The organism is Pseudomonas sp. NFR16, from assembly GCF_900108875.1.
Taxonomy (GTDB): domain Bacteria; phylum Pseudomonadota; class Gammaproteobacteria; order Pseudomonadales; family Pseudomonadaceae; genus Aquipseudomonas.
In genome coordinates, this window is record NZ_FNYJ01000003.1 from 493920 (window position 1) to 517888 (window position 23969).

Sequence of the window (23969 nt, forward strand, 5' to 3'; positions counted from 1 at the left end):
AACTATTGTTCGGCTCGCTGCTTTTTTTTTTCGAGCCTGCTTCTGGCATTCAACGCCATCCCTCTGGCTGCTGGAGTCGCTAGATACGAGACTTTTCCAAGCAGCAGATTTTGCACCGCGCTGCTGTCGCCACCCCCCACGGCGTTACCCCAGGTCACGACCCTGCCGTCGGAAGTGAGTGCCACAAAACTCTGGCTATTGGCATAGACCGCTTGCACTTTGGTCAGCTCTGCAACGACTGCTGTGGTGTCGCCCCCCACCGTCGCATCGCCCCAGGCGACAACGGTGCCGTTGCGACGCAGCGCGGCGAACGCTTTGGCATTGCCGACCACTTCCACGATGTCGTTGAGCGTCGCAATGTCCTGAGGAACGGTGCCGCCGTGAGTGGCTGGCCCCCACGCAACTACATGGCCATTGCCTCGACGGGCGGCGAACGCCTGCCAGGTGGCGCTGACCTCGATGATGTCTGTCAGCGATCCGATGTCTTCGGGCACAGTACCGCCGTAAGCTGCGTCGCCCCAGGTCATAACCTGTCCGGTGGTTCTGATCAGGGAGAAGGCCCTTGCCGTGCTGCTTCCAAGCTCTGCAATGTCCGTCAGCGCGGCAATATTCGTTGGTACAGTGCCGCCGTTGGCAGCAGTGCCCCACGCGACCACTCTGCCGTTGCCGCGCATGGCAGCGAAGGCGGTGAAATTGCCGGACACCTCAACGATATCGGTGAGCCCGGCAATGTCGTCCGGCACAACGCCTCCGGCAGCAGCGGCCCCCCAGGCGACCACTTGGCCGGTGCGTCTTATGGCAGCGAACGCGGTCCCTGCTCCTGCCACCAGCGAGATATCGGTGAGCGCGGCAATGTCTACAGGGACGGTCCCTCCTGAGGCGGCAGTGCCCCAGGCAACGACGCTGCCAGTTGTTTTTATTCCGGCAAATGCCACGCTGTTGCTTGAAACTGCGACGAAGTTGGCTGACGAAACACCGGGGGGCGGAACAGCAAGACTGCCGCCCTCCGCCGCATTGCCCCACACGACTACGTAACCGTTCGCCCTACGTGCTGCATATGCGCTGCGGGTACAGCTGACTTCGACGATGTCGTCCATGGTGATGATGGTGGAGGGAATCTGCGCTCCGAAGGCCGCGTTGCCCCAACCAATCACGTCGTGCGAGTCGCGATGAGCAACCAGCGCGGCATTGCCCGTGACAGTGGTGTCATTCCCGCTACCGATGACATTGGCCGGGCTCAAGGCCAGGGTGTCGTCGCTGGTCTGCACGCGCAGCACCAGATCAGGGCGTGTGTCACGCCAGGTTTTCGCTTGATTCCAGGACGCTCCGTCGCCTTCGTACTGCCATTGGGCGGAGATCGCGTTGCCGGTCGTGGCATCGAATGCGCTGATGCGCCGCGGTACCGCGGATGAGCGGTAATGGCTGCGGTTGAACCGAGCTCCCATGACGTTGAGCTTGCCTGCGCCCAAGCCGGATTTGACGTCGTAGACCGCGGCCGGCGAGGGCCCTTCTACGGTGAGATCGCTGCGTTTGACGGTATAACTCAGGGTCACGCTTTTTCCGTCGTTGGCTATGACGGTGGCATAAGCGATGTCGAACACCATCGCCCCCGCGACGCTCGCGGTTTGTGTTGGCGACACGCTGCCCGCTCCCGACTGGCCGGCCCATGTGAGGGTCACTTCATCTCCGACAACAAGTCGCGCGCCGGCATCGATTCGCACATGCGCGCCATTGAGCACGGAGCCTGGGTCTAGCGTCGAGCCCACCGCTTCCACAATAAACGGGGCGGGCAATCGCACGGCAGGTGAATCCTGCACAGCAAACCTCAGCGGCAGTGACGGGGCGACGCTGCCTTGCAGTGGCGTGACTACGTAGCTGACCGTGACCTCGCCACCCAGACTCTTGCGCACCTCGTCCAGCGCGACATTGAAGCTCACTTCTTCCCCTGCCGCGTTGCCGGTAATGTTCTCGCTGGCCGTGTAGGCGGGAGTCCCCAGGTCGTCCTGCCAGGTCATCGTGACGCTGTCGCCGGATGTCATGCCTTTCCAAGGCGCAATGAGGACCTTTGCGCCGCTTGCAACTTCGGTCAGTTCGAGGATGCCGTTCTCACTGCCGGGCACCGAAGGTGCGACCGGTTGCGACGGTTGAGCTGCACCGACGGTGAAAGGGTTGATATCCGACTTGCTTGTCCTGCCACTAACGCGCTGCACTTGATAAGAAGCCTCAACGGTGCCGCCGTCGTTGGTGGAAATATCCTCCGGGTATATGTTAAAGATCACCGGTTTGTTGACCGTGATCGTGTTGATCCTGATGGAGTTTTCGACTTCGCCGCCCAGGCTGCCTTGCCACAGCATGAAGACCTCATCGCCCGCCGCCATTTCGGCGTAAACGGGCACGGTCAGGGTTGTTCCGTCCAGTGCCGGATCCAGTGCGCCGTTCACTACGCCTGCGACCACGGGAGCTGGCAATTCGGCGCGTCGCGCGCCTACGTCCAGCGTTGCTGATCGGGCAGACTCGCGTGTGACAATCGTGCCGTTGTCGTCCCTGGCCAGAATGAAATACAGCTGGAGGGTGCCGCCCTCAATTTGTTTCAAGTGCGTACCGAGTACCGTGAAGTCGATCGGGGTCTTGTTCTCGGCTTCCCGACTATTAATGGTGTGCGGATCAAAATCCGGGTCGGTAACGCCGAGGTCGGGCCGCGTCCCAATCCATTTCAGGGTGATCACATTGCCTGCCGCCATGCTGTCATCCCACGGAATTCGCACCGTGGTCTGCGGCAGCTCCGGATCGAGCGCACCTTGCTGTGCATCCAGTGCGACCGGGGCAGCCATGCGTTCGGTTTCACCGATGACGTTGACAAATGCACGCTTAGAGGAGGCTTTCAACGATCCCCCTGCGTCCTTCAAATCGTAGGCGAATACGGCCTGGGTTTTCGCTAGTCTCCGGATCTGCGAGTTGGGGACCGGTATCTCGAAGACATGCCCTATACGGTCGATTGTTACTGGACCCGCTGCGTACTGAACGGAATCGCCGTCTTCTGTGGTCCCGGTCAACGTCACGAATATCTGGTCGCCTACCACGAAGTCGGCCTTGAGCGGGACAAGACTCGCAAGCGCCTGTTTACCCATGGAGGCTGCCAGCTGTGCAGTCACTCGGGTGCCCAGCAAAGCTGAGAGTTGAGCCAGAAACTGCAATCGGCTCATCACTACCACCTGGATTGTCACCGGATTGTTGCCCAGATCGTCCAGGTCCAGCACATTGTCGGTGGCCTCATCGACAATGGGAGGGTCCAGACGCGAGCTGCCGGTGTCCACAACGATGCGCGTCTCCGCAGCCCAGTCCTCGGAGCGGTTTTCGACGACGTCATACACTTCGTAGGTCACCGCCAGCCCGTTCGCACCGGAGTCCCCAGCCTCCAGAATGACGGCTTTTTCCACTGTAATGTCGATGGCGCTGTCAACTTCATCGACTGTCACCGTATGTTCCACGAAGCGGCCACCCCAGGAGAGCATGACCCTGTCCCCTTGCTGCATGTCCGGGTACGGTTCGATCGTGACCGGGACACCCGCCTCGGCGGTGTCGGCATCCACTCCGTTGTTGATGACGTCCTGTGGCAAGGTCAGTTTCAACGCCGAATGGCCTGGGGTGTCACCGTCCTGATCCTGGCCACCGGGGCGAGTGAGCTTGACCCATATCCGGGTTTCACTGGACGTTTCCGCAGCCTGACCGAAACGCTTAACAACGTATTTTACGGTGTGCGGGCCGGGCTGAAGGCGAGTGGCCCTGATAAAGGCCGTCACCCGTTGATTGACCTCCGCGGCTTCGATGACTTCGGTCGAAACGACTGCGCCATCCAGCCACACCTCCACGCTGTCGCCCTCGGACATTTGCGACCAGAACGGCAGGTAAAGCTGCAGGCCCTGCTCAGGAAAGTTATCCATCGCAGCGCCGTGGTTGATCCCCAGCAGCGTTTCCCCAGCGGCTGCTGGCGGAATCGGAAGCGCACCGGTGCTGCCGGGGATTTCCAGATCGATAAGGGCGTTGGGATGGGCGGTGTTCAGATGGGGATCGAGCGGCGATGCGGCCATGGCGGGTTGACTCCTGTCGATGAATGCCTGGAGTCATTAGGCGCCGCATTGGGGAGTCTGGCTACTGTCAGAAATGACAGGTTTTGCTGCCGTCCGTCGGTTCGCATGAGGCCACCAAGGGTGGCCGGTGAGGGCTACTTCCAGCGGCGAATCGGCCAACCGGCCTGTTGCGCGTATTTGAGCAAGGTTGGGTCCGGATTGACCACGTGGGGGAAATCCACCTTTAGCAGCAGCGGCAAATCGTTACGCGAGTCCGAGTAAAAACTGGCGCCTTCGAGGTTCTCGCCCTCCTGATCCAGCCATTCCATCAGCCGTGTGATCTTGCCTTCGCGGTAGGTCAGCACGCCGGTGGTCTTGCCGCTGTAGACGCCGTGGGCGATGTCCAGATCGATCGCCAGCACCTCGTCGACGCCGATCCGTTCGGCGATGGGCTTGACCAGATGCACGCCCGAGGCCGAGATGATCAGGATACGGTCACCCGCGGCGCGATGTTCGGCGATGGCCTTGGTGGCGTCGCTGAAGATGATCGGCTCGATGTAGTCCTCGACCCACGGCCCGACGAGAAAATCCACTTCCTCGGGCGTACGGCCGATCATCGGCTCCAGGCTGAAGGCCATGTAATCTTCCATCGCCAGCTCGCCCTTACTGTAAGCCTCCATCAATTCGTGGTCTTTTTTGATGAACGATTCGGGATCGACCCAGCCCAGACGCCCCATCTGCTCGCTCCAAAGGCTGGCGCAGTCGCCGTGAATCAGCGTTTCATCCAGATCGAATATTGCTAAAGCCATTACCGCTGTCCTCTCAAATCATTTACATGCAATCAACTGTAGGCGCGTGGCTTGTCCCGCGAACTGCCGGGAACCGGCAGCAACCCAAGTGAATGCGGTGTGTCAGTCTGAATCCCTTCGCAGGTTTTACGGCGGGTTCCCCGCCGATCGCGGGACAAGCCACGCTCCTACAGGTCTCGTGGCGTCTAAGCCACTTCGCACAGCGCCGATGCTTCAATGTTCAGGGTGACGCGCTGGCCGTTCGGGTGCAAGTCGCTTGCCGATCGGTTGAGCACATCCACCACCAGTTCGACGCCGTGAGCTTGGACGCGATAGCGGATCACGTTGCCCAGCAGGCTGTGACTGAGGATCTCGCCTTCGAGCAGGCCGGTGAGGCTGAGCTGAATGGCTTCGGGTCGGATCGCCACCCGGCTGCCGATCGGTCGCTGCATCAGGCGGCTGGCGTCCTCGGCTTCCAGCAGGTTGTAGTTGCCGATGAAACCGGCGGCGAAAGCGTCCACCGGCGAGGTGTACAGCGTCTCGGCATCGCCGCTCTGCACGATGCGGCCCTGGTTCATCAGGAAGATGCGGTCCGACATGGTCAGCGCTTCTTCCTGATCGTGGGTCACGAAAATCGTCGTCAGGCCCAGCTCCTGCTGGATCGCTCGAATCTGTTCGCGCAGGTGTTTGCGGATCCGCGCATCCAGCGCCGAGAGCGGCTCGTCGAGCAGCAGCAGGCGAGGGCGCGTCACCAGCGAGCGTGCCAGTGCCACACGCTGACACTGGCCGCCCGACATCTGATGCGGGTAGCGCTTGGCGAAATCGGTCAGTTCCACCAGCTTCAACACTTCGGCCACGCGTTGCTTCGTTTCATCGCCGCTGACTTTCTGCATGCGCAGGCCGAAGGCGACGTTCTGCTCCACATTCATGTTGGGGAACAGCGCGTAACTCTGGAACACCATGCCGATGCCACGCTTCTGCGGTGAGACCGGGACGATGTTCTTGCCATCCAGAAAGATCTTGCCGCTGGTGACGGGCGTCAGGCCGGCGATGCAACGCAGCAGGGTGGATTTGCCGCAGCCGGACGGGCCGAGCAGGGTGACGAATTCGCCCTTGTTGATCACGCAATTGATGTCGCTGAAGACCGCTGTGCTGGCGTAGTTCTTTTGCAGGTTTTCGACACTGACGAAGCTCATATCAGTCTTTGTCCTTGTTCAGTCGGTTGGCCGCCCAGGTCAGCAGCAGTACGAAGAGGAAATAGGAGATCACCAGTGCACTGTTGAAGTGGCCGCTGCTGTTGCGCATGTTGTTGAGGTACACCTGCAACGTTTCGTAGCGCGTGCCGACCAGCAGGTTGGCGAAAACGAACTCGCCGAACAGGAATGAGAACGACAGCAACAGCGCGATCATCAGGCCCTTGCGCAGGTTGGGCAGCACCACCCGAAACGCCGCCTGGAACGTGCTGGCGCCGAGCAACTGAGCGGCGTCCATCAGGTCCACCAGGTTGATCGCCTGCAGGTTGTTGGTGATCGCCCGGTACATGAACGGCAGCGCCACAGTGAAATAGCAGCCGATCAGAATCCACGGCGTACCGACCATCGCCAGCGGGCCGGAACCATAGAGTTGCAGCAGGCCCACCGACGACACCACGGGCGGCACGGCAAATGGCAGCAGGATGAGGATGTTCATCAGTGCATCGAGCTTCGGGAAGTGGTAATGCACCACGAACAGCAGCGGCAGGATCAGCACCACGGAGAGGATCAGCGCGCCCACGCAGACCAGCAGCGACTGGCCAAAGGCGATGAGAAACCGTGGGTCGCTCCACAGCGCCACGTACCATTTGTAGGTGAATCCGCTGGGCAGGATCGATGCCGACCAACTGGTGGCAATCGAGTACACGAAGGTGCCGAGCAGCGGCGCCAATAGAATCAGAAACAGGATGTACACCACCGTGCGGTGGTAGAGCCCGACCGGGCCGCGTTCAGCGCGAGACATGGTAGCTCCTCTTCAACAGCCACTGATGGACGATGGTCACCAGCGTCATCATCCCCACCAGAATCATGGCCAGCGCACTGGCCAGGTTCGGGTCCAGTGAAATGTCGCCCGCCACCATCGCGGCGATGCGGATGGGCAGCACGTTGAAGTTGCCGGTGGTCAGCGCATACACCGTCGCATAGGCGCCCAGTGCATTGGCCAGCAGGATCACGAACGTGCCGAGCAAGGCCGGCGTCAGCACCGGGATGCCGATGTGTCGCCAGAAATCCCAGCCGCTCGCACCCAGCAGCGAGGCCGACTCGCGCCAGTCTTCACGCAGCGCGTCGAACGCCGGATAAAGCAGCAGGACGCCGAGGGGAATCTGGAAGTAGGTGTAGAGGATGATCAGGCCGGTCTTCGAATACAGGTTGAAGTCGTCGATGATGCCGGCCTGCTTCAGGATAAGCGTCAGCGCGCCGTTGAAGCCCAGCAGGATGATGAACGCGAACGCCAGCGGTACGCCGGAAAAGTTGCTGGTCATGTTAGCAAAAGCGCTGACGAAATCCCGCAGCCGCCCTGGCACTTTGCGCAGCGAATAACTGCCGAGGATGGCGATGAAGATGCCGATCAGACTCGACCAGAAGCTGATCTCCAGGCTGTACTGCATGGCCTGACGATAAAACCGCGAGTTGAACGCCTTGATGAAGTTGTCCAGGCCCCAGCCGCTTTCCGAATACAGGCTGTTGATCGCCACCCACGCCAGTGGCGCGAGCTGAAACGCAATGAAGAACAGGGCGAACGGCACCAGGCACAACAGGCCCAGCCATTTGCCGCGACTTTGTGAATTCACTTGAGCACCTCGGTGCAGACAGGTTTGTCGTGGGGCACGCCGAGCAGTTCGCAGACGGTTCCGCAGATCTGGGTCTGTTTCGGTTGCGCATCGGGGTCGAGGCTGAAGGCATCGCCGATGACGAACAGCGGCACTTCGCGTTCCTCGGGAAGCAGGCCGTTGTGTGAGCGGTCGTTGTTCATGCCGTGGTCGGCGGTCACCAGCACCTGATACCCCGCGTCCAGCCAGCGCTGCAGGTACTCGGCCAGGATGATGTCGGCCGAACGCGCGCTATTGCGGTATTGCGGAGTGTCGAGGCCGTGCTTGTGGCCGGCGTCGTCGATGTTCATCGGGTGGATGAACAGAAAGTTCGGCTGATGCGCGGTACGCAGGTGTTCGGCATCGTCGAACACGTGGGAATCGGGGTAGTGGTCGACGTAGTAGAAGTGGCCGTGCTGGATCGGCAGATCGGCGTCGTCGGTGTGACGATCGCGCCCGGCAATGAACGGGCTGCGGTTGTACAGCTCGCTGACCCAGTGATAGGCCGCAGCGGCGGTTTCCAGTCCGCCGGCGGCGGCGTAATGGAAGATGCTGCGCTGGCTGGAGAGACGGGAAACATGGTTGTGCACGATGCCACTGTCGATGGGCGCAACGCCTGTCAGGATGCATTCGTACAGCGGTCGTGAAAGCGCCGGCAATTCGCATTCAAGCTTGTACAGCGCGGCCCGGCCTGCATTCCGATACGCCAGCAGATGCCCCATCGCATGTTGCGCCACGCTGTAACTCAGGCCGTCGAGCAGGATCAGAATGACGTTGTGTTTCATGGCAACTCCGGGAGGGGGAGAGGGCCCCTATGCTGTAGGAGTGAGCTTGCTCGCGATAGCGGAATGCCTGTAACCGATAGGTGTTGACTGACACACCGCTATCGCGAGCAAGCTCACTCCTACAAGGGACTTGCGTTAGCCGTGGAGCGTTATTGCATCTCGACGATGACCTGTTCGTTCCACTGCTGAGGCAGGGCTTTGGAGGTTTTTTCCCAGGCGGCCGGATCTTTGATCGGCTTGGGATCGGCGGCGACATATTGCTCGGAAGGAATCAGGTTCTTCGCAATGTCGGCGGGCAGTTTGAGATCCGTTTCTGCACGAATCGGACGCGCATTGCCTTTCGCCAGATTGATCTGCCCCTCATCGCTGAAGATGTATTCGCGGGTCAGTTTGGCTGCGTTTGGATGTTTTGCGTATTTGTTGATGATGGTGGTGTAGCCGGATTTCACCGAACCGTCCGAAGGAATCAACACGACGTAATCGTCAGGATTGGCCATCTTGGCCTTGTAGCTCAGGCCGTTGAAGTCCCAGACGATGCCAACTTCCACTTCACCTTTTTCCATGGTCTGAATGGTCGGGTTGTTGATGCCCAGACGCTTCTGTTTGGCCAGTTCAGTGAACAATTGCAGGCCTGGTGCGATGTTGGTTTCGTCGCCTTTCATGGCAATCGCCGCTGCAAGCACGCCGTTGGCCGCCTGGGCCGCGGTGCTCACATCACCGATGGTGACTTTGTATTTGCCGTCTTTCAGGTCGGCCCACTTGGTCGGAACCTCGGAGCCGTGCAGCAGCTTCTTGTTGACGATGAACGCGATGGTGCCGGTGTAGGCCAGTGCCCAGTGACCGTCCTTGTCCTTGGCCCAGTCCGGTATCTGATCCCACGTCGTCGGCTTGTAAGGTTGAGTCACGCCCTTGGTCGTTGCGATAGGGCCGAACGCGGCACCCACGTCACCGATGTCGGCGCTGGCGTTGTCTTTTTCCGCATCGAACTTGGCCACTTCCTGAGCCGAGCTCATGTCCGTGTCCATGTGCACCAGACCGTATTTGGCGGTGAGGTCAGTCCAGGTGCCTTTCCAGTTTGCCCAGTCATCGGGCATGCCCACGCTGTTGACGGCGCCTTCGGCCTTGGCCGCGGCTTCGAGCGTCTTGAGGTCGGAATCCGCGGCCATGGCCGATGTGCTCAGCGCGATGGCCGAACCCAGGAGTGATGCCAGCAAAAGGTGTTTCATTCGAAGCTCCTTTGGTACTTCTCGACAGTTACTAAGGACGAAGTCGTTGAAGTGCGCGTTGCGATGGGGTTGGTCTAGGTCAGCAATACCTGAGCCAAGTTAGGCCAGTTACATGACGTTTTCATGTATGGACCGACTTTTGCTGGGTGAAGCGCAGGCATCAGGCATCGCTGTCGAACAAGCGTAGACCATGCCCAAGTGGCTGATATAAAAAGGCTAATTTCTTATTTATGCCTGATTTATCAATCAGATCGCGCTGGATTGTCACGCAACAGTCATCTACGCTGCCTACGCTGTGGATCACTGAAGCGGGCCGTTCGGCAGTAGACCTTGCCCCGAAATAGCGCTGGTCTAGTCCAGATAGGTAACGAAATGCGCCAAGATGTGCCCCGAGCGGTGACGACCATTTGCAACGCGTTGCAAGAACAGATCGAACATGGCCTGTTATTGCCCGGCAGCAAGCTTCCGGCGGAGCGCAAGCTGAGCGAAGTGTTCGACACCACGCGTATCACCCTGCGCGAAGCGCTGGTGCAGCTCGAGGCGCAAGGGCTGATCTACCGTGAGGAGCGTCGCGGCTGGTTCATTTCGCCGCCGCGCCTGGCCTACGACCTGATGCGCCGCAGTCATTTCCATGCAATGGTTCAACAGCAGGGCCGAGTGCCTGCCACGCAAATGCTATCGGCGCGGCTGCAACCGGCATCGGCCGTCATCTGTGAGTTGCTGCAACTGCCTGCATTGTCCAGCGTGATCCAGATCTGCCGCGTGCGGCGCATCGATGAGCGATTGGTGCTGTACGTCGAGCACTACCTCAATCCCGAATACTTCCCGCAGATCCTCGACTTCGACCTGGATCAGTCGTTGACCGAGTTGTACGCGCGTCACTACGACATTCTGTACGGTCAGGTGCGGTTCGAGATCGTGCCCACGGCGTTGCCGGTCGAGGCCGCCGCTGCCCTGAAAGTATCGATCGGCAGCCCCGGACTGCGCATCGCCAGGGTCAACCACGACCAGCGCGGGCGACTGATCGATTGCGATCTGGAGTACTGGCGTCACGATGCAATCCACGTAAGCGCGGTAGTGGGAGAGATGTGAGCCGCCCCTGTCGAGCCTGGCGTTTCAGAGAGCACGGCCCACAGCGAATGATTGAATGTCGTGCAAATGTACACGCATGTACATCGTGAAGTCAGGGGCGTACAGTTCGTCCATTCACATTCGGGCAAAAGGCGACATCCGATGTCGGTATCAGGCAAGGAACGAGGCAAATCCCAGGATTCCGGTTGGCGGGGCTCGCCTGAGGGCTGGCTCGAGGCTGCTTACGACGCGTTGAAAGAATCGGGCATCGATGCGGTTCGCGTCATGCCACTGGCCAAGCGCCTGAACCTTTCACGCACCAGTTTTTACTGGTTTTTTCAGGATCGCGAACAACTGCTTGCCGCCTTGCTGGCGCGCTGGAAAGACAAAAATACCGGCGGCATGCTCAAGCAGTCCGAACGTTATGCAGAGAACATCACCGAAGCGATCCTCAACGTTTTCGAATGCTGGCTGAATCCTGAACTGTTCGATTCGCAGTTCGAGTTCGCGGTCCGCAGCTGGGCCTTGCAGTCCGAGGAAGTGGCTACGGAGATCGCCGCGGCGGATGACGCGCGGATCCACGGCTTGGCGGCGATGTTCCGACGCTTCGGCTACGACGCCGATGCCGCTGACACGCGTGCCCGAACGATTTATCTGACGCAGATCGGTTACATCTCGATGAAGACCACCGAAGACATCACCGAGCGTTTCCGACGCATCCCGCACTATGTTGCGATCTTTACCGGCAAGGCGCCGAAGAAGCGCGAGCTCGACCGCTTCTACGGCGCCTTTGGTTACGCCGAAAAAGAGCCGGGCGCATTCGTGCCGCTGGCTGAAACCTTCGAGGAGAGCGCCGGTGCGAGCTGAAACCCTCGGCATCATCGGCGGGACCGGCTGGCTCGGTGGCGCGCTGGCGCAGGCGCTGCTGGAGACGAACTTCGTCAGTGCCGCGCAGCTCTTTCTCTCGAACCGCTCCGGCAGCCATCCGCTTGCCGCCTCCGGCGCGCATCTTGTCGGCGACAATCAGGCGCTGGTGGACGCCAGCGATGTTGTGGTTCTTGCGGTGCGCCCTGAGCAGTTCAGCGCGCTGAAAATCGATGCGTCGGGCAAGCTGGTGATCTCCTTGATGGCCGGCGTGACCGCGCAGACCATCAGCGAGGCGACGGGGGCGAGGGCCGTTGTTCGAGCCATGGCCAATGCCGCAGTCGAAATCAGACAGTCCTTCACGCCCTGGCATTGCGCGCTGGAGTTGTCGGCGTCAGAGGTCGATTTCATTGAGCATGTGCTGGCGTGCGTCGGCACGACGAGCAGAGTGCCGACAGAGGATTGCATCGATTATCTCAGTGCCTTGTCTGGGACAGGACCGGCGTTTCCGGCGTTGTTGATGACCGCACTGACACACCAGGCGATGGCGGCGGGCATTCCTGAAGATGTCGCGCATCAGGCGGCGCGCGGTGTGGTGCTGTCGGCGAGTCAGTTGCTCGCCGAACATGACCCGCAGGCGATGATTGATTCGCTGGTCGCTTATAAAGGCGTGACGGCGGCGGCGTTGCAGAGCCTGCTGGATGCGGGCTTCGAGCGGCAGATCGGTGAGGCGGTGCAGGCCGGCGCAGAGGTCGCTCGCAGAGGGATGTGACCCCTTCGCCGCTTGCAAGGCTTCTAAAGATCCTTCACTAAACGCAATGCATCGTAAATCGCCGCATGGGTGTTGCGTGCAGCCACCGCATCGCCGATGCGAAACAATTGGAAGCGCCCCTCGGGGTTGGTCACCAGATGCTGGGCGTTGCCTGCGATCAGGTCATGCTGTTCGACCGCGCCGCCGTTGCTGGAGAGCGGACGCAGTTCGAAATACAACTCGTCCATCGGCAACGTGCCGTGGTTGATGACCACTTGATCGACGACGCGCTCCTTGTTGACCTTGCCGTAATCGCTGCCGAACACCGCCACCAGTTTGCCGTCGCGCCTGAGCACTGACTCCACGCGGTACGTCACGGTGAACACCACGTCCAGGTCCTGCAGGCTGCGCATGTAGGGCACCAGATTCATGGCCATCACTTCCGGCGTGAAGGCCCGGTCGGGCGTGACAATCTCCAGACGAGCGCCGCTTTGTGCGATCACTTCGGCTGCCTGCAGCGCGGCATGATCCCCGGCGTCGTCGAAGATCAGCACGTTCCTGCCTGGCTTCACGTCTCCGGAAATGATGTCCCAGGCCGATACCACCAGCTCGTTGCCCTGCCTGAGCACCTCGGTATCCGGCAGGCCGCCGGTGGCGACGATCACCACGTCCGGCTCCTGATCCAGCACTGTCTGCGCTTCGGCCCAGGTGTTGAAGTGAAACTTCACACCCATGCGTTCGCACTGCGCCATGCGCCAGTCGATGATGCTGATCATCTCGCGGCGTCGCTCGCTCAAAGACGTCAGCCGAACCTGACCGCCGGGCCGATCCGCCGCTTCCAGCACCGTCACGTCGTGCCCGCGCTCGGCCGCGACCCGTGCAGCTTCCAGCCCGCCAGGGCCTGCGCCGATCACCACGACCTTGCGCCGGGTCGCGGCTTTGGGAATATCGTGGGGCATGGTGGTCTCGCGACCGGTCGCCGGGTTGTGGATGCAGTAGGCCGCGCCACCCTGATAGATGCGATCCAGGCAATAGTTGGCGCCGACGCAGGGCCGAATCTCCTCTTCGCGCTTTTCGATGATCTTGCGCACGATGTGCGGATCGGTCATGTGCGCGCGGGTCATGCCGACCATGTCGACCTTGCCCGAGGCGATGGCATGACGCGCGGTCGCCACGTCGGGGATCTTCGCGGCATGGAAGGTCGGAAAACCGGTCGCTGCACGGATCTCGCCGGCAAAATCCAGGTGCGGCGAGTTGCGCATGCCCTGAATCGGAATCACGTCGGTCAGGCCGGCATCGGTGTCGATGTGGCCTTTGACGACGTTGAGAAAGTCCACCAGCCCGCTGTCCTTGAGCAGGTGCGAGATCGCGATGCCTTCCTGGGCGCCGAAGCCGCCTGGCAGGTCTTCGTCGCCGGTGTAACGCACGCCCAGCAGGAAGTCCTCGCCACAGCGCTGGCGGATCCCGCGCAGGACGTCGAAGGTGAAGCGCAGCCGATTCTCCAGCGGGCCGCCGTATTCCCCTTCGAGCTCGTTGGTCAGTGGCGACCAGAACTGATCCATCAAATGGCCGTAGGCCTGAAGTTCGAGACCGTCCATGCCGGCAGCTTTCATGCGTTCGGCGGCATCGACGTAATCCTTGATGATGCGCCCGATGTCCCATTCTTCGAGCTTCTTGGGGAACGCGCGGTGTGCAGCCTCCCGTCGATGCGAGGGCGAAACCACCGGCAGCCAGTCGGCTTTGTCCCAACGGGTGCGGCGGCCCAAATGGGTCAACTGAATCATCACTGCCGCGCCGTGTTCGTGGCACTCGTCGGTCAGGTCCTTCAGCCAGCCCACCACTTCATCCTTGTACGCCAGCACGTTGTTGAACACTGGCGGACTGTCTCGCGACACCGCGGCCGAACCGGCTGTCATGGTCAGCGCCACGCCGGCCTTCGCCCGCTCCACGTGATAGGCGCGGTAAAGATCCTTGGGCATGCCGTCCACGGGATAAGCGGGTTCGTGGGAGGTGGTGATGATGCGGTTTCTGAGCGTCAGGTGCTTGATCGTGTAGGGCTGCAACAGCGGATCGCTGGACATCGTGGTGCGCTCCTGGGAGGGAACATCAGGCTTGGTTTGACGCAAAATTAGGTGGAATGTACATAGGTGTCAAGCATGGCTGACGGCTGTGTACATTTCGCTTGCGTCCACACTCACCGTGTGGCTACTATCGGCCGAACAGCTGGCCGAGACTGGCGATTCGACACTTTCACTGCCGCACCCAGTAACACCCATACACGACAGGGGACATGCACGATGGATGCTTATTCGCCGTATAAGAAAAAACGTATTGGTTGGTAGGGATCGCTTTGACGACAGTGAGCGTGCTCAGCCACGCCGCCGATCAGCCGCCGGTTCGCATCGGTTGGGTGAACTGGTCGGACACGGAGATCGCCGTCAAGCTGGCCAACATCGTTCTGGAAGATCAGCTGAAACAGCCGGTCAAGCTGGTGATGGCCGACATTGGCATCCAGTTTCAAGCGATGGCCAACGGCAACATCGACCTGATTCCCATGGTCTGGCTGCCGGGTACGCACAAGGCTTTCTACGACAAGTACAAGGACAAGCTCGAAGATCTGGGCGTGCTGTATGAAGGCCGCATCGGCATGGCGGTGCCGGACATCGTGCCGGCCAGCGAGGTGTCGAGCCTTGCCGACCTGAACAAGCCGGGTATCGCGCAGCAATTCGACGGCAAGATCCTGACGTCGGAGGTGGGCAACGGGCAGTACAAGCTGACCGAGAAAGTCCTCAACGACAAGAAGATCGTCGGCTACAAAATGGTCGCGTCTTCGGAAAGCGGCATGCTCAGCGAGCTGGACCGCAACCTCAAACGCGGGAAATGGTCACTGGTCAACGCCTGGAGTCCGCACTGGATGTTCGCCAAATACCCGCTGCGCTATCTGAATGACCCGGAACATTTGTTCGGCGGCACCGAGCAGATCCACGTCGTCGCCCGCAAGGGATTCAGTGAGCAATACCCGAACGTGGCCCGGTTCTTCTCCCATTACTCCATCCCGCAGGCTGACCTGCAGACAATGATGTCTGCGGCGCGGGAGCCAGGTAACTCGCCGGAAAAAGTCGTCGCAGCTTATTACGCGCAGAACAAGGCGAGGTTCGTGGCGATGGCCGAAGGCAACAAGACGGCGGCAACCAGCCCTTGATGCTGTAAGAAAGGGGCGGCCTGCTGCTGATCGACGGGAAAGCTTGGTCCTGTGGGAGCAGACTCGCTCCCACCGGTCCTGCTGTGCATCAGTCAGCGGACGCGCCGTCCTTCTTCCCGCGCAACTCACTCACGCTGCCGCCGCTGGTGCTGACCTGCACGTTCAGGCGCGGTGTCGCCAGGTCCATTCCGGCTTCATCCAGGTAGCGTTTGAGCGACAGATTGAAGGCACGCGAGACTTCCCACTGCTTGATCGGCGCGGTCTTGAAGCGTGCACGCAGAATGGCGTTGCCCGACTCGAAGCTTTCGACGCCCTGAATCTCCAGCGGTGACCAGATATTGCGGCGCTGCAGCGGATCGGTGCGCATCTTCTGGCCGACGTCGCGGATCATTTTCAAGGCGTCGTCGATGTTCATGTTCGACGGGATCGCGATGCGGAAGATCGCGTAGCCGAACTCCCGCGAGTAGTTCTGGATGCTCTTGATCTCGCTGAAAGGGATGGTGTGAACGATGCCGTCGATGTCCCGCAGCCGCACGGTCCGGATCGTCAGTCCTTCGACGGTGCCCAGGTGACCGCCGACGTCGACGTAATCGTCGATCGCTAGCGAGTCCTCGATGATGATGAACAGGCCAGTGATCAGGTCCGCAACCAGCGACTGCGCGCCGAAACCGATCGCCAGGCCGATGACGCCGGCACCCGCCAGCAGCGGCGTGACGTTCATGCCCATGTTCGCCAGCGCGACAATCACCGCGATGATGAAAATCGTCACGAACAGTACATTACGAATCAGCGGCATCATCGTCTGCGCACGGGCGTTGGCGAGGCCCTTGCGCGAGCGGGTAAGGGCATGATGAATCGCGGTATCGGCAAGGATCCACACCAGCCAGGCAAACATCAGCGTGGTGGCAAGGCCAATGATTCGCAGGCTGATGTCATGCCCGTCGCCGTCGGCAAACCGAATCAGCGACAGGCCCCACACGCGCATCCCCAGTTCGATGAACACCAGCCAGATGAGCAGGTGCACGACGGTGTAGAAGAAGTTCTTGAGACGATCCGAATACAGTGCATGACGCTTATGGCCGTGGGACGGTTTTTGTGCGTAGCGCCGCACCAGCCCGTTGATCACCATGCACAGCACCAGCAGCACCGTGCAGATCAGCGCCTGACGCAACGCCGTGCTGGTATCGCCGGCGGAGAAAAACGTCGCAAACAGCGACACGCCCACCAGCACAAGCGCGGGCAGGTACCAGAAGCTGCCGAGCACTTCGATGCTGTCACTCAACGCGCGTCGTTTCAGACGGCGAGCCAGGGGCTGGTTGCGAATGAGGTGAGCGATGGGCCGACGGAAACGGATGATGAACAGCCCGGTCGACAGCGCGGCCATGACGTTCGCCAGTGTCGCGGCGGTGTGCGCCAGGTGCACGCCCAGGCTTGCCACCAGACGCGGATCGCTCAACGCTTCGCCGAACGCTGCGAAACTGCCGATCCACCACAGCGGGCGGAAGGCCTGGTGGCGCAGGATGTACAGCGCCTGATGCCGATGAGGACCGTCCAGCAGGGAGAACGCGATCACGCAGATGGCCGAAAACAGCGTGCCGACCACCAGTGCGTAAGCGAGCACCATCGCCAGATCACGACCCAGCGACGGCGGCAGCGAGTAACTCAGGTACACCGTGATCACCAGCGCCACCAGCCAGGGCCCGAGCTTGCGCAGCGCAAAGCGCAGCATGTCCCATGGGCGTGGGTGTTGTGGCAGTTCTTCGGACAGGCCAAAGCGCAGCCGCACCTTGTGCCCGAGCCAGATCAGCGCCGCCGCCAACAGGCTCCAGAGCGCAAGGACCACCGCGAAACCGAAGACGATCGGCCACCATTGATTGGCCGGTAACATTAATGCGACCAGTTCATCCTGGGCCTGCGACACCTCATCGCCCCAGCGGCTGAGCGGACTGTTCTGCCCGGTGAACTGTTTCTCCAGCTCCGCGAAGGAACTGCCGATGAGCCCCAGCACGCCTTGCTCGGCGTTGGGCTGGGCTTTCTGCGTGGCATCGCGAAGCTTCTTCAAGTCCTCCAGCAACTTGCTGCGCTGCTGATCGTTCTCCAACGACGTGATCACTTCATCCAGCGACTGCCCCAGCGGCTCCTGCGCCTGCGGCTGAGCTGTCTGGCCACTGAGCAGACTCGGCAGGCCAGCCGCCTGCGTCAGGGCGACGGGGAACAGTGCCAGCAGAAAGATCAGCAACAGGCGTGGCAGGGTGCAAAAGCGGGGAGGAGCAGTCACCGGATCATCAACCTCGAGTCGGGCGGGCGATAGGATTGTAGTGCGCTTGAGGTGCGGACGTGGCGCTGTCCCGTGAGCCGCGCTGCGAAGGTCGTGCACCGCGGCACCCGGCCTGTGAGGCTTGACCGGATGCCTATCTTGATAATGCGGTCCGCGCAGGCGGCCATGCCAGGCCCCTGCGCGACTGCGAGTCAGGGCAGCTCGGCACTGGCATAGAACGCCGAGAGCACTTTGACCAGATGCGCCAAGTCCTGGCTGCCTGCCAGTTCGCGGATCGAGTGCATGGCGAACGTCGGCAGGCCGATGTCGACCGTGCGCACGCCCAGATGGCCGGCGGTGATCGGTCCGATGGTCGAGCCGCAGGCCATGTCGGAACGCACCACGAAGCTCTGCACCGGCACTTCTTCAGCCATGCACAGGTGACGGAAGAAACCGGCGGTTTCGCTGTTGGTGGCGTAGCGCTGGTTGCTGTTGACCTTGATGACGGGCCCGGCGTTGAGTTTCGGGCCGTGATTGCCGTCGTGCTTTTCGGCGTAGTTAGGGTGCACGCCGTGGGCGTTGTCGGCCGAGATCAGCAGCGATTTCTGAATCGTGCGCACGTAGTCGTCGCCTTCGGGCAACAGGCGTTGCAGCACTTGTTCGAGCATCGGACCATCGGCGCCGCAGGCCGACGTCGACCCCACTTCTTCGTGATCGGTGCAGATGAGCAGGCAGGTTTCGTCGCCATCGGCGTTCAACAGCGCCTGCAGACCCGCGAAGCACGACAGCAGGTTGTCCAGACGCGCGCCGGCGATGAAGTCGCCGTTGAGGCCGATCACCGCTGCGCTTTGCGTGTCATAGAAACTCAGCTCGTAATCGAGGACAACGTCGGCGTTCAGGCCGTGCTCACGGGCCAACTGGTCGGTCAGCAGGGCACGGAAATCGGCGCGCTCGTCGCCCGCGACCTGCGCCAGGATCGGCGGAAGTTCGTTCTGTGCGTTGATCGGCCAGCCTTCGTTGGCGGTGCGGTTGAGGTGGATCGCCAGATTGGGGATGGTCGCGATGGGCAGTTTGAAATCGATCAGCTGGCTTTCGACCTTGCCGTCGCGGCGGAAGGTCACGCGCCCGGCCAGGGACAGGTCGCGATCGAACCACGGGGCGAGCAGGGCGCCGCCGTACACCTCGACGCCCAGTTGCCAGAAACCCTGGCGCTGCAGCTCAGGCTGCGGTTTGACGCGCAGGCACGGGCTGTCAGTGTGTGCTCCGACCAGGCGGATGCCGCCGATCAGGGGGGACAGGCGACCGAGTTTGAAGGCGACAATGGAGGAATCGTTGCGGGTGACGTAGTAGCGACCGCCGGTTTCGGTGTGCCATGGCTCGCGTTCGTCCAGTCGCTGATAGCCTGCGCCTTCCAGACGTTGCACCAGGCTTGCGGTGGCGTGAAACGGGGTGGGAGAGGCCTTGAGAAAGTCGATCAGGCCTTGGTTCAGCTCTTCGCGCATAAGTTACTCCAGACAGCAATGGCGGGAGTTTACAGGCCTCTGAGTGAGGTAGCGAGCTTGGTGGTTGTAGGATTTTATGGCGGGGGCATATCTGACGTCGGTATCGACGCAGCTTGAGTTTATGACGCTCGGGCCTCTCCGCGACGCCTGCGTTCAGCCTGCACCCAAGTCGCGTTTTGTGTCGTCCAAACGTTCTCGGTATGAAGATCAAAAGCAAAAACTTCGGATGACGCGAATTCTGTAGGAGCGCGCTTGCCCGCGATCTACCGCGCAGCAGTAGCAAAACCAGACGACTCGGTTATGCCTGACATGCCGCCTGTACCGGTCTTGCTGCCGGTTCCCGGCAGATCGTCCGAGTGCGGCCCAGAGCAAGCGCGCTCCTACATTTCGGGGCCCACGGAGCATTGTCGGAGTGAGGGAACCCGACGAAGTCGGGCCCAACCGAGCGCAAGCACCCTTGGTTACTTGGGGTGCTTTTGCTGATCGTTCCCACGCTCTGCGTGGTAACGCATCGATTGACGCTCCGCGTCGAGTTGGACGCAGAGCGTCTTGCCACGCATTCCCACGCGGAGCGCGGGAACGATCATGCAAAGTCTGTACTGACTAACAACATCAAAACGGCGCCGGGCACTCAAACCGCACCCGCTCACCCGTCACAGGATGCGTGAACGCCAACATGCTCGCGTGCAGGCACAACCGCGGATACGCCGCCAGTGCCTCGGAATGTGCATACAAACCATCGCCCAGCAACGGGTGCCCGATCGACAACATATGCACCCGCAACTGGTGCGAACGGCCGGTAATCGGCGTCAGCTCGACCCGACAATGGGTGTCGTAACGCTCCAGCACCCGCCAGAACGTCAGTGCATGTTTGCCGGATTCGTGGTCGACCACATGCCGGGGCTTGGTCGGCGGGTCATAACGCAAGGGCAGGTCGATACTGCCGCTGTCCAGTTCAGGTTGTCCCCAGGCCAGCGCGGTGTAGGCTTTTTCGGTTTCCCGGTCGTGAAACTGCCGGGACAGTTCCCGATGGGTATCGGCATCGCGTGCCAGAAGGATGATCCCGGAGGTTTCCCAATCCAGGCGATGGACGATTCGCGCCTCGGGATAGCCGTTTTCCTGCAAGCGGGTGATCAGGCAGTCCTTGTTATCGTCCGCCCGGCCGGGCACGGAAAGCAGAAGGGTAGGCTTGTTCACCACCAGAACGGCGGGGTCCTGATGGAGAATGTGAACGTTGGACAGCGGCATCAGACAGCCTCGCAGCTAAACAGTCTCAGGACAAAAACGGTCCTGTAGCAAACGCCAACGGCGGCTCGCTCACCCGCATCCCGTGCAAGGATGCGAGCAACCGAGCCGCCGTGGCGGCTGCCTTTTCGATCAACGATCAGGCAGGGTGATATTGAGTTCCAGAATCGAGCAGCTGCCGTCGTTTTCCAACGCGACATGCACGTCATCGTTGCCGATATTGACGTATTTGCGAATCACCTCGACCAGTTCCTTCTGCAAGGCTGGCAGGTAGTCCGGGGTGCTGCGTTGGCCGCGTTCGTGCGCCACGATGATCTGTAGACGCTCTTTCGCTACCGACGCGGTGCTGGGCTTTTTGTTGGCACGAAAGAAGTCAAAAATACTCATTAGTTACCCCCGAACAGACGTTCCAGAAATCCTTTCTTCTTTACGTCCAGGAAGCGGTGCTCAACGGCTTTGCCCAGCAGGCGATCAACTGCGTCGCTGTAGGCCTGGCCAGCATCGCTCTGGTCATCGAGGATCACAGGTACGCCGGAGTTGGACGCCTTGAGCACTGCCTGGGATTCCGGGATCACGCCCAGCAAGGTCACCGAGAGGATTTCCTTGACGTCTTCGACGCCCAGCATCTCGCCATCGCTGACGCGCTGCGGGTTGTAGCGGGTCAGGAGCAGGTGTTCCTTGATCGGGTCTTCGTTGTTTTCGGCGCGGCGGGATTTGCTGGCCAGCAGGCCCAGCATGCGGTCCGAGTCACGTACCGAGGAGACTTCCGGGTTGGTCACGACGATGGCTTCGTCGGCGAAGTACATCGCCAGATGAGCGCCTTTCTCGATACCGGCCGGCGAGTCGCATACCACGAACTCGAAGTCTTCCTTGAGCTGCATCAGGACCTTTTCGACGCCTTCCTGGGTGAGGGCATCTTTGTCGCGAGTCTGGCTGGCGGCAAGTACGTAAAGATTTTCCAGGCGCTTGTCTTTGATCAGTGCCTGCTGCAGGTTGGCTTCGCCATTGACCACGTTGACGAAGTCATACACCACGCGACGCTCGCAACCCATGATCAGGTCCAGGTTACGCAGGCCGACGTCGAAGTCGACGATCACTGTTTTGTGGCCGCGCAGTGCGAGGCCTGTACCGATAGCGGCGCTGGTGGTGGTCTTGCCCACACCACCCTTGCCGGATGTAACCACGAGAATCTTGGCCAAGGTGTTTCACCCCTAGAGGAAAAGGAAGGCCAGCTTCGCTCGTCAAGTGGCTGCGCTCGGTCATGCTGCGTTAAAGCTGGCTCGCAATGCTCATTTAGGGGCCTAAACTCCGCTTGCTCGCCTGCTTTTGCCTTGCCTGACCTTCGCTCGCCGACTTTTCGAACGAATCTAGTCCCTGAATAGCCCCTCGTGACGCAACGGTACGCGAGCAACGGTGGAAGCCAGAGCCCGGCTGGGGCTCATGTTTCGAGAAAACAAACGAATTTCCCGGTTTTCCTTTCCCTTTGCATCGTTTTCGCGACGAATCAGAGTGGCTTTGAAAATGGCGCAGTATCCGTTAAAGACGGGTGATGTTCAACACGTCGCCGGACAGACTGACCTGTACCCCGGCGCCCCACAGCGGATCTCTGCGCAGGTCTTCGGAAACCTTGTACTGGCCTGCGATGGAGACCAGTTCGGCGACCATCTGCTGGCAAAAAATGCGGGCTTTGGTATCGCCCTTGATGCCTGCCAGCGCCCGGCCCCGCATCGGACCATACACATGGATGTTGCCATCGGCGAGAAGTTCCGCGCCGGGACTGACCGAGGAAATCACCACCAGATCGGAGCCCTGGGCGTAAATCTGCTGACCGCCACGCACGGGAGCCGTGATTATCTTGGTCGGCTTGATCAGAGGCTCAGGCGGTTTCTCGATGACTTCAGGCTTTTTCCGGACTTCGCCTTCCGTCGGATCGAGCGGTCTTTCACGGGCGCCGGAGGGTGGCAGAACCGGCAGGTCGATGGCGATGGCTGCGGCGATGTCTTCGATGCGGTTGGCGCGGATGGCCAGGGTGCGCAGGCCATGCTGGCGGCAGACCCGCATCATCGCCGGCAGGTCGATCGCGCCTTCATTGGGCGGCAGCTTGTCCAGCGCCAGGACCAGCGGGGTGTTACTGAAGAAGTTGGGTGCCTGGGCGACTTTGGCCGCCAGTTGACGATCCAGCGCTTCGAGGTTGTTGCGGGCCAGCTCCAGCACGGTTATGGCCAGCATGCTGCCCTTCAACTGAAACACGGGATCCTGATCTTGCAATTCGATTTGGCTCATGTCGGCATACAGCGGCTTGTCGCTAAAAGTGCCGAGACTTATAACGAGATCGCCCGCCAGCCGCAAGGGAGCCGCATCCGACGAAGCCTCACCGATCCACTCTAACCCATGTAGAATGCCCGCCTTTGCCCTGACGGAAGCTGTAATGGAACGCCCGCGTTTTCGTGCCGAATTTCTTCATCCGCGCTACTGGCCGCTCTGGCTGGGGCTGGGCCTGCTCTGGCTGGTCGTGCAGCTGCCGTTTCGCATGCTGGTGGCCATCGGCCGGATGCTGGGGTCGGTCATGTACTACTTTGCGACGGATCGCCGGATCATTGCCGCGCGCAATCTGGAGCTGTGCTTCCCGCAGTACTCGAAAGCGGAACGCAAACGCCTGCTCAAGGAGAATTTCGCGTCCACCGGCATCGCTTTTTTTGAAATGGCCATGAGTTGGTGGTGGAGCAGGCAACGCCTCGCCAGGCTGGCCCATGTCGAAGGACTGGAGCACCTCCAGCAGCCGCACCAGGACGGGCAAGGCGTGATTCTCATGGCGCTGCATTTCACCACGCTGGAAATCGGCGCCGCGCTGCTGGGGCAGCAACACACCATCGACGGCATGTATCGCGAGCACAAGAATCCGCTGTTCGACTACATTCAGCGCCGCGGCCGCGAGCGTCACAATCTGGACGCCATCGCGGTGGAGCGCGAGGACGTGCGCGGCATGATCAAGCAGCTGCGCAAAGGCCGCGCGATCTGGTATGCGCCGGATCAGGACTACGGCGCCAAGCAAAGCATCTTCGTCCCGCTGTTCGGCATTCCGGCAGCCACGGTGCCGGCGACCAGCAAGTTCGCCACCCTGGGACGCGCGCGGGTCGTGCCGTTCACCCAGAAGCGTCTGGACGATGGCAGCGGCTACAAGCTGGTCATCCATCCGCCCCTTGAAGACTTCCCCGGCGAAAGCGACGAGGCCGACTGCCTGCGCATCAACCAATGGGTCGAGCGGGCCGTCACCGAATGCCCGGAACAGTATTTGTGGGCGCATCGGCGCTTCAAGAGCCGACCGCCCGGTGAGCCGAAACTTTATAAAAAGCGTGGTTGATACCCAGA

19 protein-coding genes are annotated in these 23969 nt (G+C 60.9%); 5 read left to right on the forward strand and 14 right to left on the reverse strand.

What is annotated here, in order from left to right:
* Positions 1-2: 2 nt before the first annotated feature.
* From BMZ10_RS15195 to BMZ10_RS15225, 7 genes are all read right to left on the reverse strand, one after another.
* Positions 3-4088, reverse strand: coding sequence for an RCC1 domain-containing protein (locus BMZ10_RS15195; RefSeq protein ID WP_093463754.1), 4086 nt, complete (start codon positions 4086-4088; stop codon positions 3-5).
* Positions 4089-4222: 134 nt separating this feature from the next.
* On the reverse strand, positions 4223-4876 hold the full coding sequence (locus BMZ10_RS15200) for an HAD family hydrolase (RefSeq protein WP_093463759.1): 654 nt from the start codon (positions 4874-4876) through the stop codon (positions 4223-4225).
* Between the two features lie 185 nt (positions 4877-5061).
* Positions 5062-6051 carry an ABC transporter ATP-binding protein gene (locus tag BMZ10_RS15205; protein ID WP_093463762.1) on the reverse strand — a complete coding sequence of 330 codons (990 nt, stop codon included), beginning with the start codon at positions 6049-6051 and terminating at the stop codon, positions 5062-5064.
* A 1-nt stretch (position 6052) separates the two neighbouring features.
* Positions 6053-6850, reverse strand: coding sequence for an ABC transporter permease (locus tag BMZ10_RS15210; protein WP_093463765.1), 798 nt, complete (start codon positions 6848-6850; stop codon positions 6053-6055).
* On the reverse strand, positions 6837-7679 hold the full coding sequence (locus tag BMZ10_RS15215) for an ABC transporter permease (protein ID WP_093463768.1): 843 nt from the start codon (positions 7677-7679) through the stop codon (positions 6837-6839). Before BMZ10_RS15215 ends, BMZ10_RS15210 begins: the two co-directional genes overlap by 14 nt.
* Entirely contained in the window at positions 7676-8482 is an 807-nt protein-coding gene (locus BMZ10_RS15220; protein WP_093463771.1) for an alkaline phosphatase family protein, read from the reverse strand. Before BMZ10_RS15220 ends, BMZ10_RS15215 begins: the two co-directional genes overlap by 4 nt.
* A 149-nt stretch (positions 8483-8631) precedes the next feature.
* Entirely contained in the window at positions 8632-9708 is a 1077-nt protein-coding gene (locus BMZ10_RS15225) for an ABC transporter substrate-binding protein (protein WP_093463774.1), read from the reverse strand.
* 372 nt (positions 9709-10080) lie between these two features.
* Here BMZ10_RS15225 and phnR point away from each other — a divergent pair, with 372 nt between their 5' ends.
* The 3 genes from phnR (at position 10081) to BMZ10_RS15240 (ending at position 12415) form a co-directional block, all read left to right on the forward strand.
* The gene (gene phnR, locus BMZ10_RS15230; RefSeq protein WP_093463776.1) at positions 10081-10800 is read left to right on the forward strand and encodes a phosphonate utilization transcriptional regulator PhnR; all 720 of its coding nucleotides are present in this window, start codon (positions 10081-10083) and stop codon (positions 10798-10800) included.
* A 141-nt stretch (positions 10801-10941) separates the two neighbouring features.
* Entirely contained in the window at positions 10942-11646 is a 705-nt protein-coding gene (locus tag BMZ10_RS15235) for a TetR/AcrR family transcriptional regulator (protein ID WP_093463778.1), read from the forward strand.
* Positions 11636-12415 (forward strand): pyrroline-5-carboxylate reductase family protein, encoded by a 780-nt coding sequence (locus BMZ10_RS15240; RefSeq protein ID WP_093463780.1) that lies wholly within the window; start codon positions 11636-11638, stop codon positions 12413-12415. The genes BMZ10_RS15235 and BMZ10_RS15240 overlap by 11 nt, the downstream gene beginning before the upstream one ends.
* 23 nt (positions 12416-12438) lie before the next feature.
* Here BMZ10_RS15240 and BMZ10_RS15245 read toward each other — a convergent pair whose 3' ends face one another.
* Complete coding sequence (locus BMZ10_RS15245) at positions 12439-14475, reverse strand: NADH:flavin oxidoreductase (protein WP_093463782.1); 2037 nt, start codon at positions 14473-14475, stop codon at positions 12439-12441.
* Between the two features lie 284 nt (positions 14476-14759).
* Between BMZ10_RS15245 and BMZ10_RS15250 the strand changes: the two genes are divergently transcribed.
* Positions 14760-15596, forward strand: a complete 837-nt coding sequence (locus BMZ10_RS15250) for a glycine betaine ABC transporter substrate-binding protein (protein WP_256214508.1) — start codon at positions 14760-14762, stop codon at positions 15594-15596.
* Positions 15597-15684: 88 nt separating this feature from the next.
* Here the strand turns inward: BMZ10_RS15250 and BMZ10_RS15255 are convergent, their stop codons facing one another.
* From BMZ10_RS15255 to minC, 6 genes are all read right to left on the reverse strand, one after another.
* The gene (locus BMZ10_RS15255; protein WP_256214509.1) at positions 15685-17874 is read right to left on the reverse strand and encodes a mechanosensitive ion channel family protein; all 2190 of its coding nucleotides are present in this window, start codon (positions 17872-17874) and stop codon (positions 15685-15687) included.
* Positions 17875-18065: 191 nt separating this feature from the next.
* The gene (locus tag BMZ10_RS15260; protein ID WP_093463786.1) at positions 18066-19355 is read right to left on the reverse strand and encodes a M18 family aminopeptidase; all 1290 of its coding nucleotides are present in this window, start codon (positions 19353-19355) and stop codon (positions 18066-18068) included.
* Between the two features lie 612 nt (positions 19356-19967).
* Positions 19968-20603 (reverse strand): RluA family pseudouridine synthase, encoded by a 636-nt coding sequence (locus BMZ10_RS15265; protein ID WP_093463788.1) that lies wholly within the window; start codon positions 20601-20603, stop codon positions 19968-19970.
* 129 nt (positions 20604-20732) lie between these two features.
* Positions 20733-20987 carry a cell division topological specificity factor MinE gene (minE, locus tag BMZ10_RS15270; RefSeq protein WP_037013831.1) on the reverse strand — a complete coding sequence of 85 codons (255 nt, stop codon included), beginning with the start codon at positions 20985-20987 and terminating at the stop codon, positions 20733-20735.
* Positions 20987-21799: a septum site-determining protein MinD gene (gene minD / locus BMZ10_RS15275; protein WP_093463790.1), complete on the reverse strand. Its 813-nt coding sequence runs from the start codon at positions 21797-21799 to the stop codon at positions 20987-20989. Before minD ends, minE begins: the two co-directional genes overlap by 1 nt.
* A 337-nt stretch (positions 21800-22136) precedes the next feature.
* The gene (minC, locus tag BMZ10_RS15280; RefSeq protein ID WP_093464182.1) at positions 22137-22883 is read right to left on the reverse strand and encodes a septum site-determining protein MinC; all 747 of its coding nucleotides are present in this window, start codon (positions 22881-22883) and stop codon (positions 22137-22139) included.
* Positions 22884-23028: 145 nt separating this feature from the next.
* On the opposite strand from minC, the gene BMZ10_RS15285 reads away from it, so the two are divergent.
* Positions 23029-23961 (forward strand): lipid A biosynthesis lauroyl acyltransferase, encoded by a 933-nt coding sequence (locus BMZ10_RS15285; protein ID WP_093463793.1) that lies wholly within the window; start codon positions 23029-23031, stop codon positions 23959-23961.
* Positions 23962-23969: the final 8 nt, after the last annotated feature.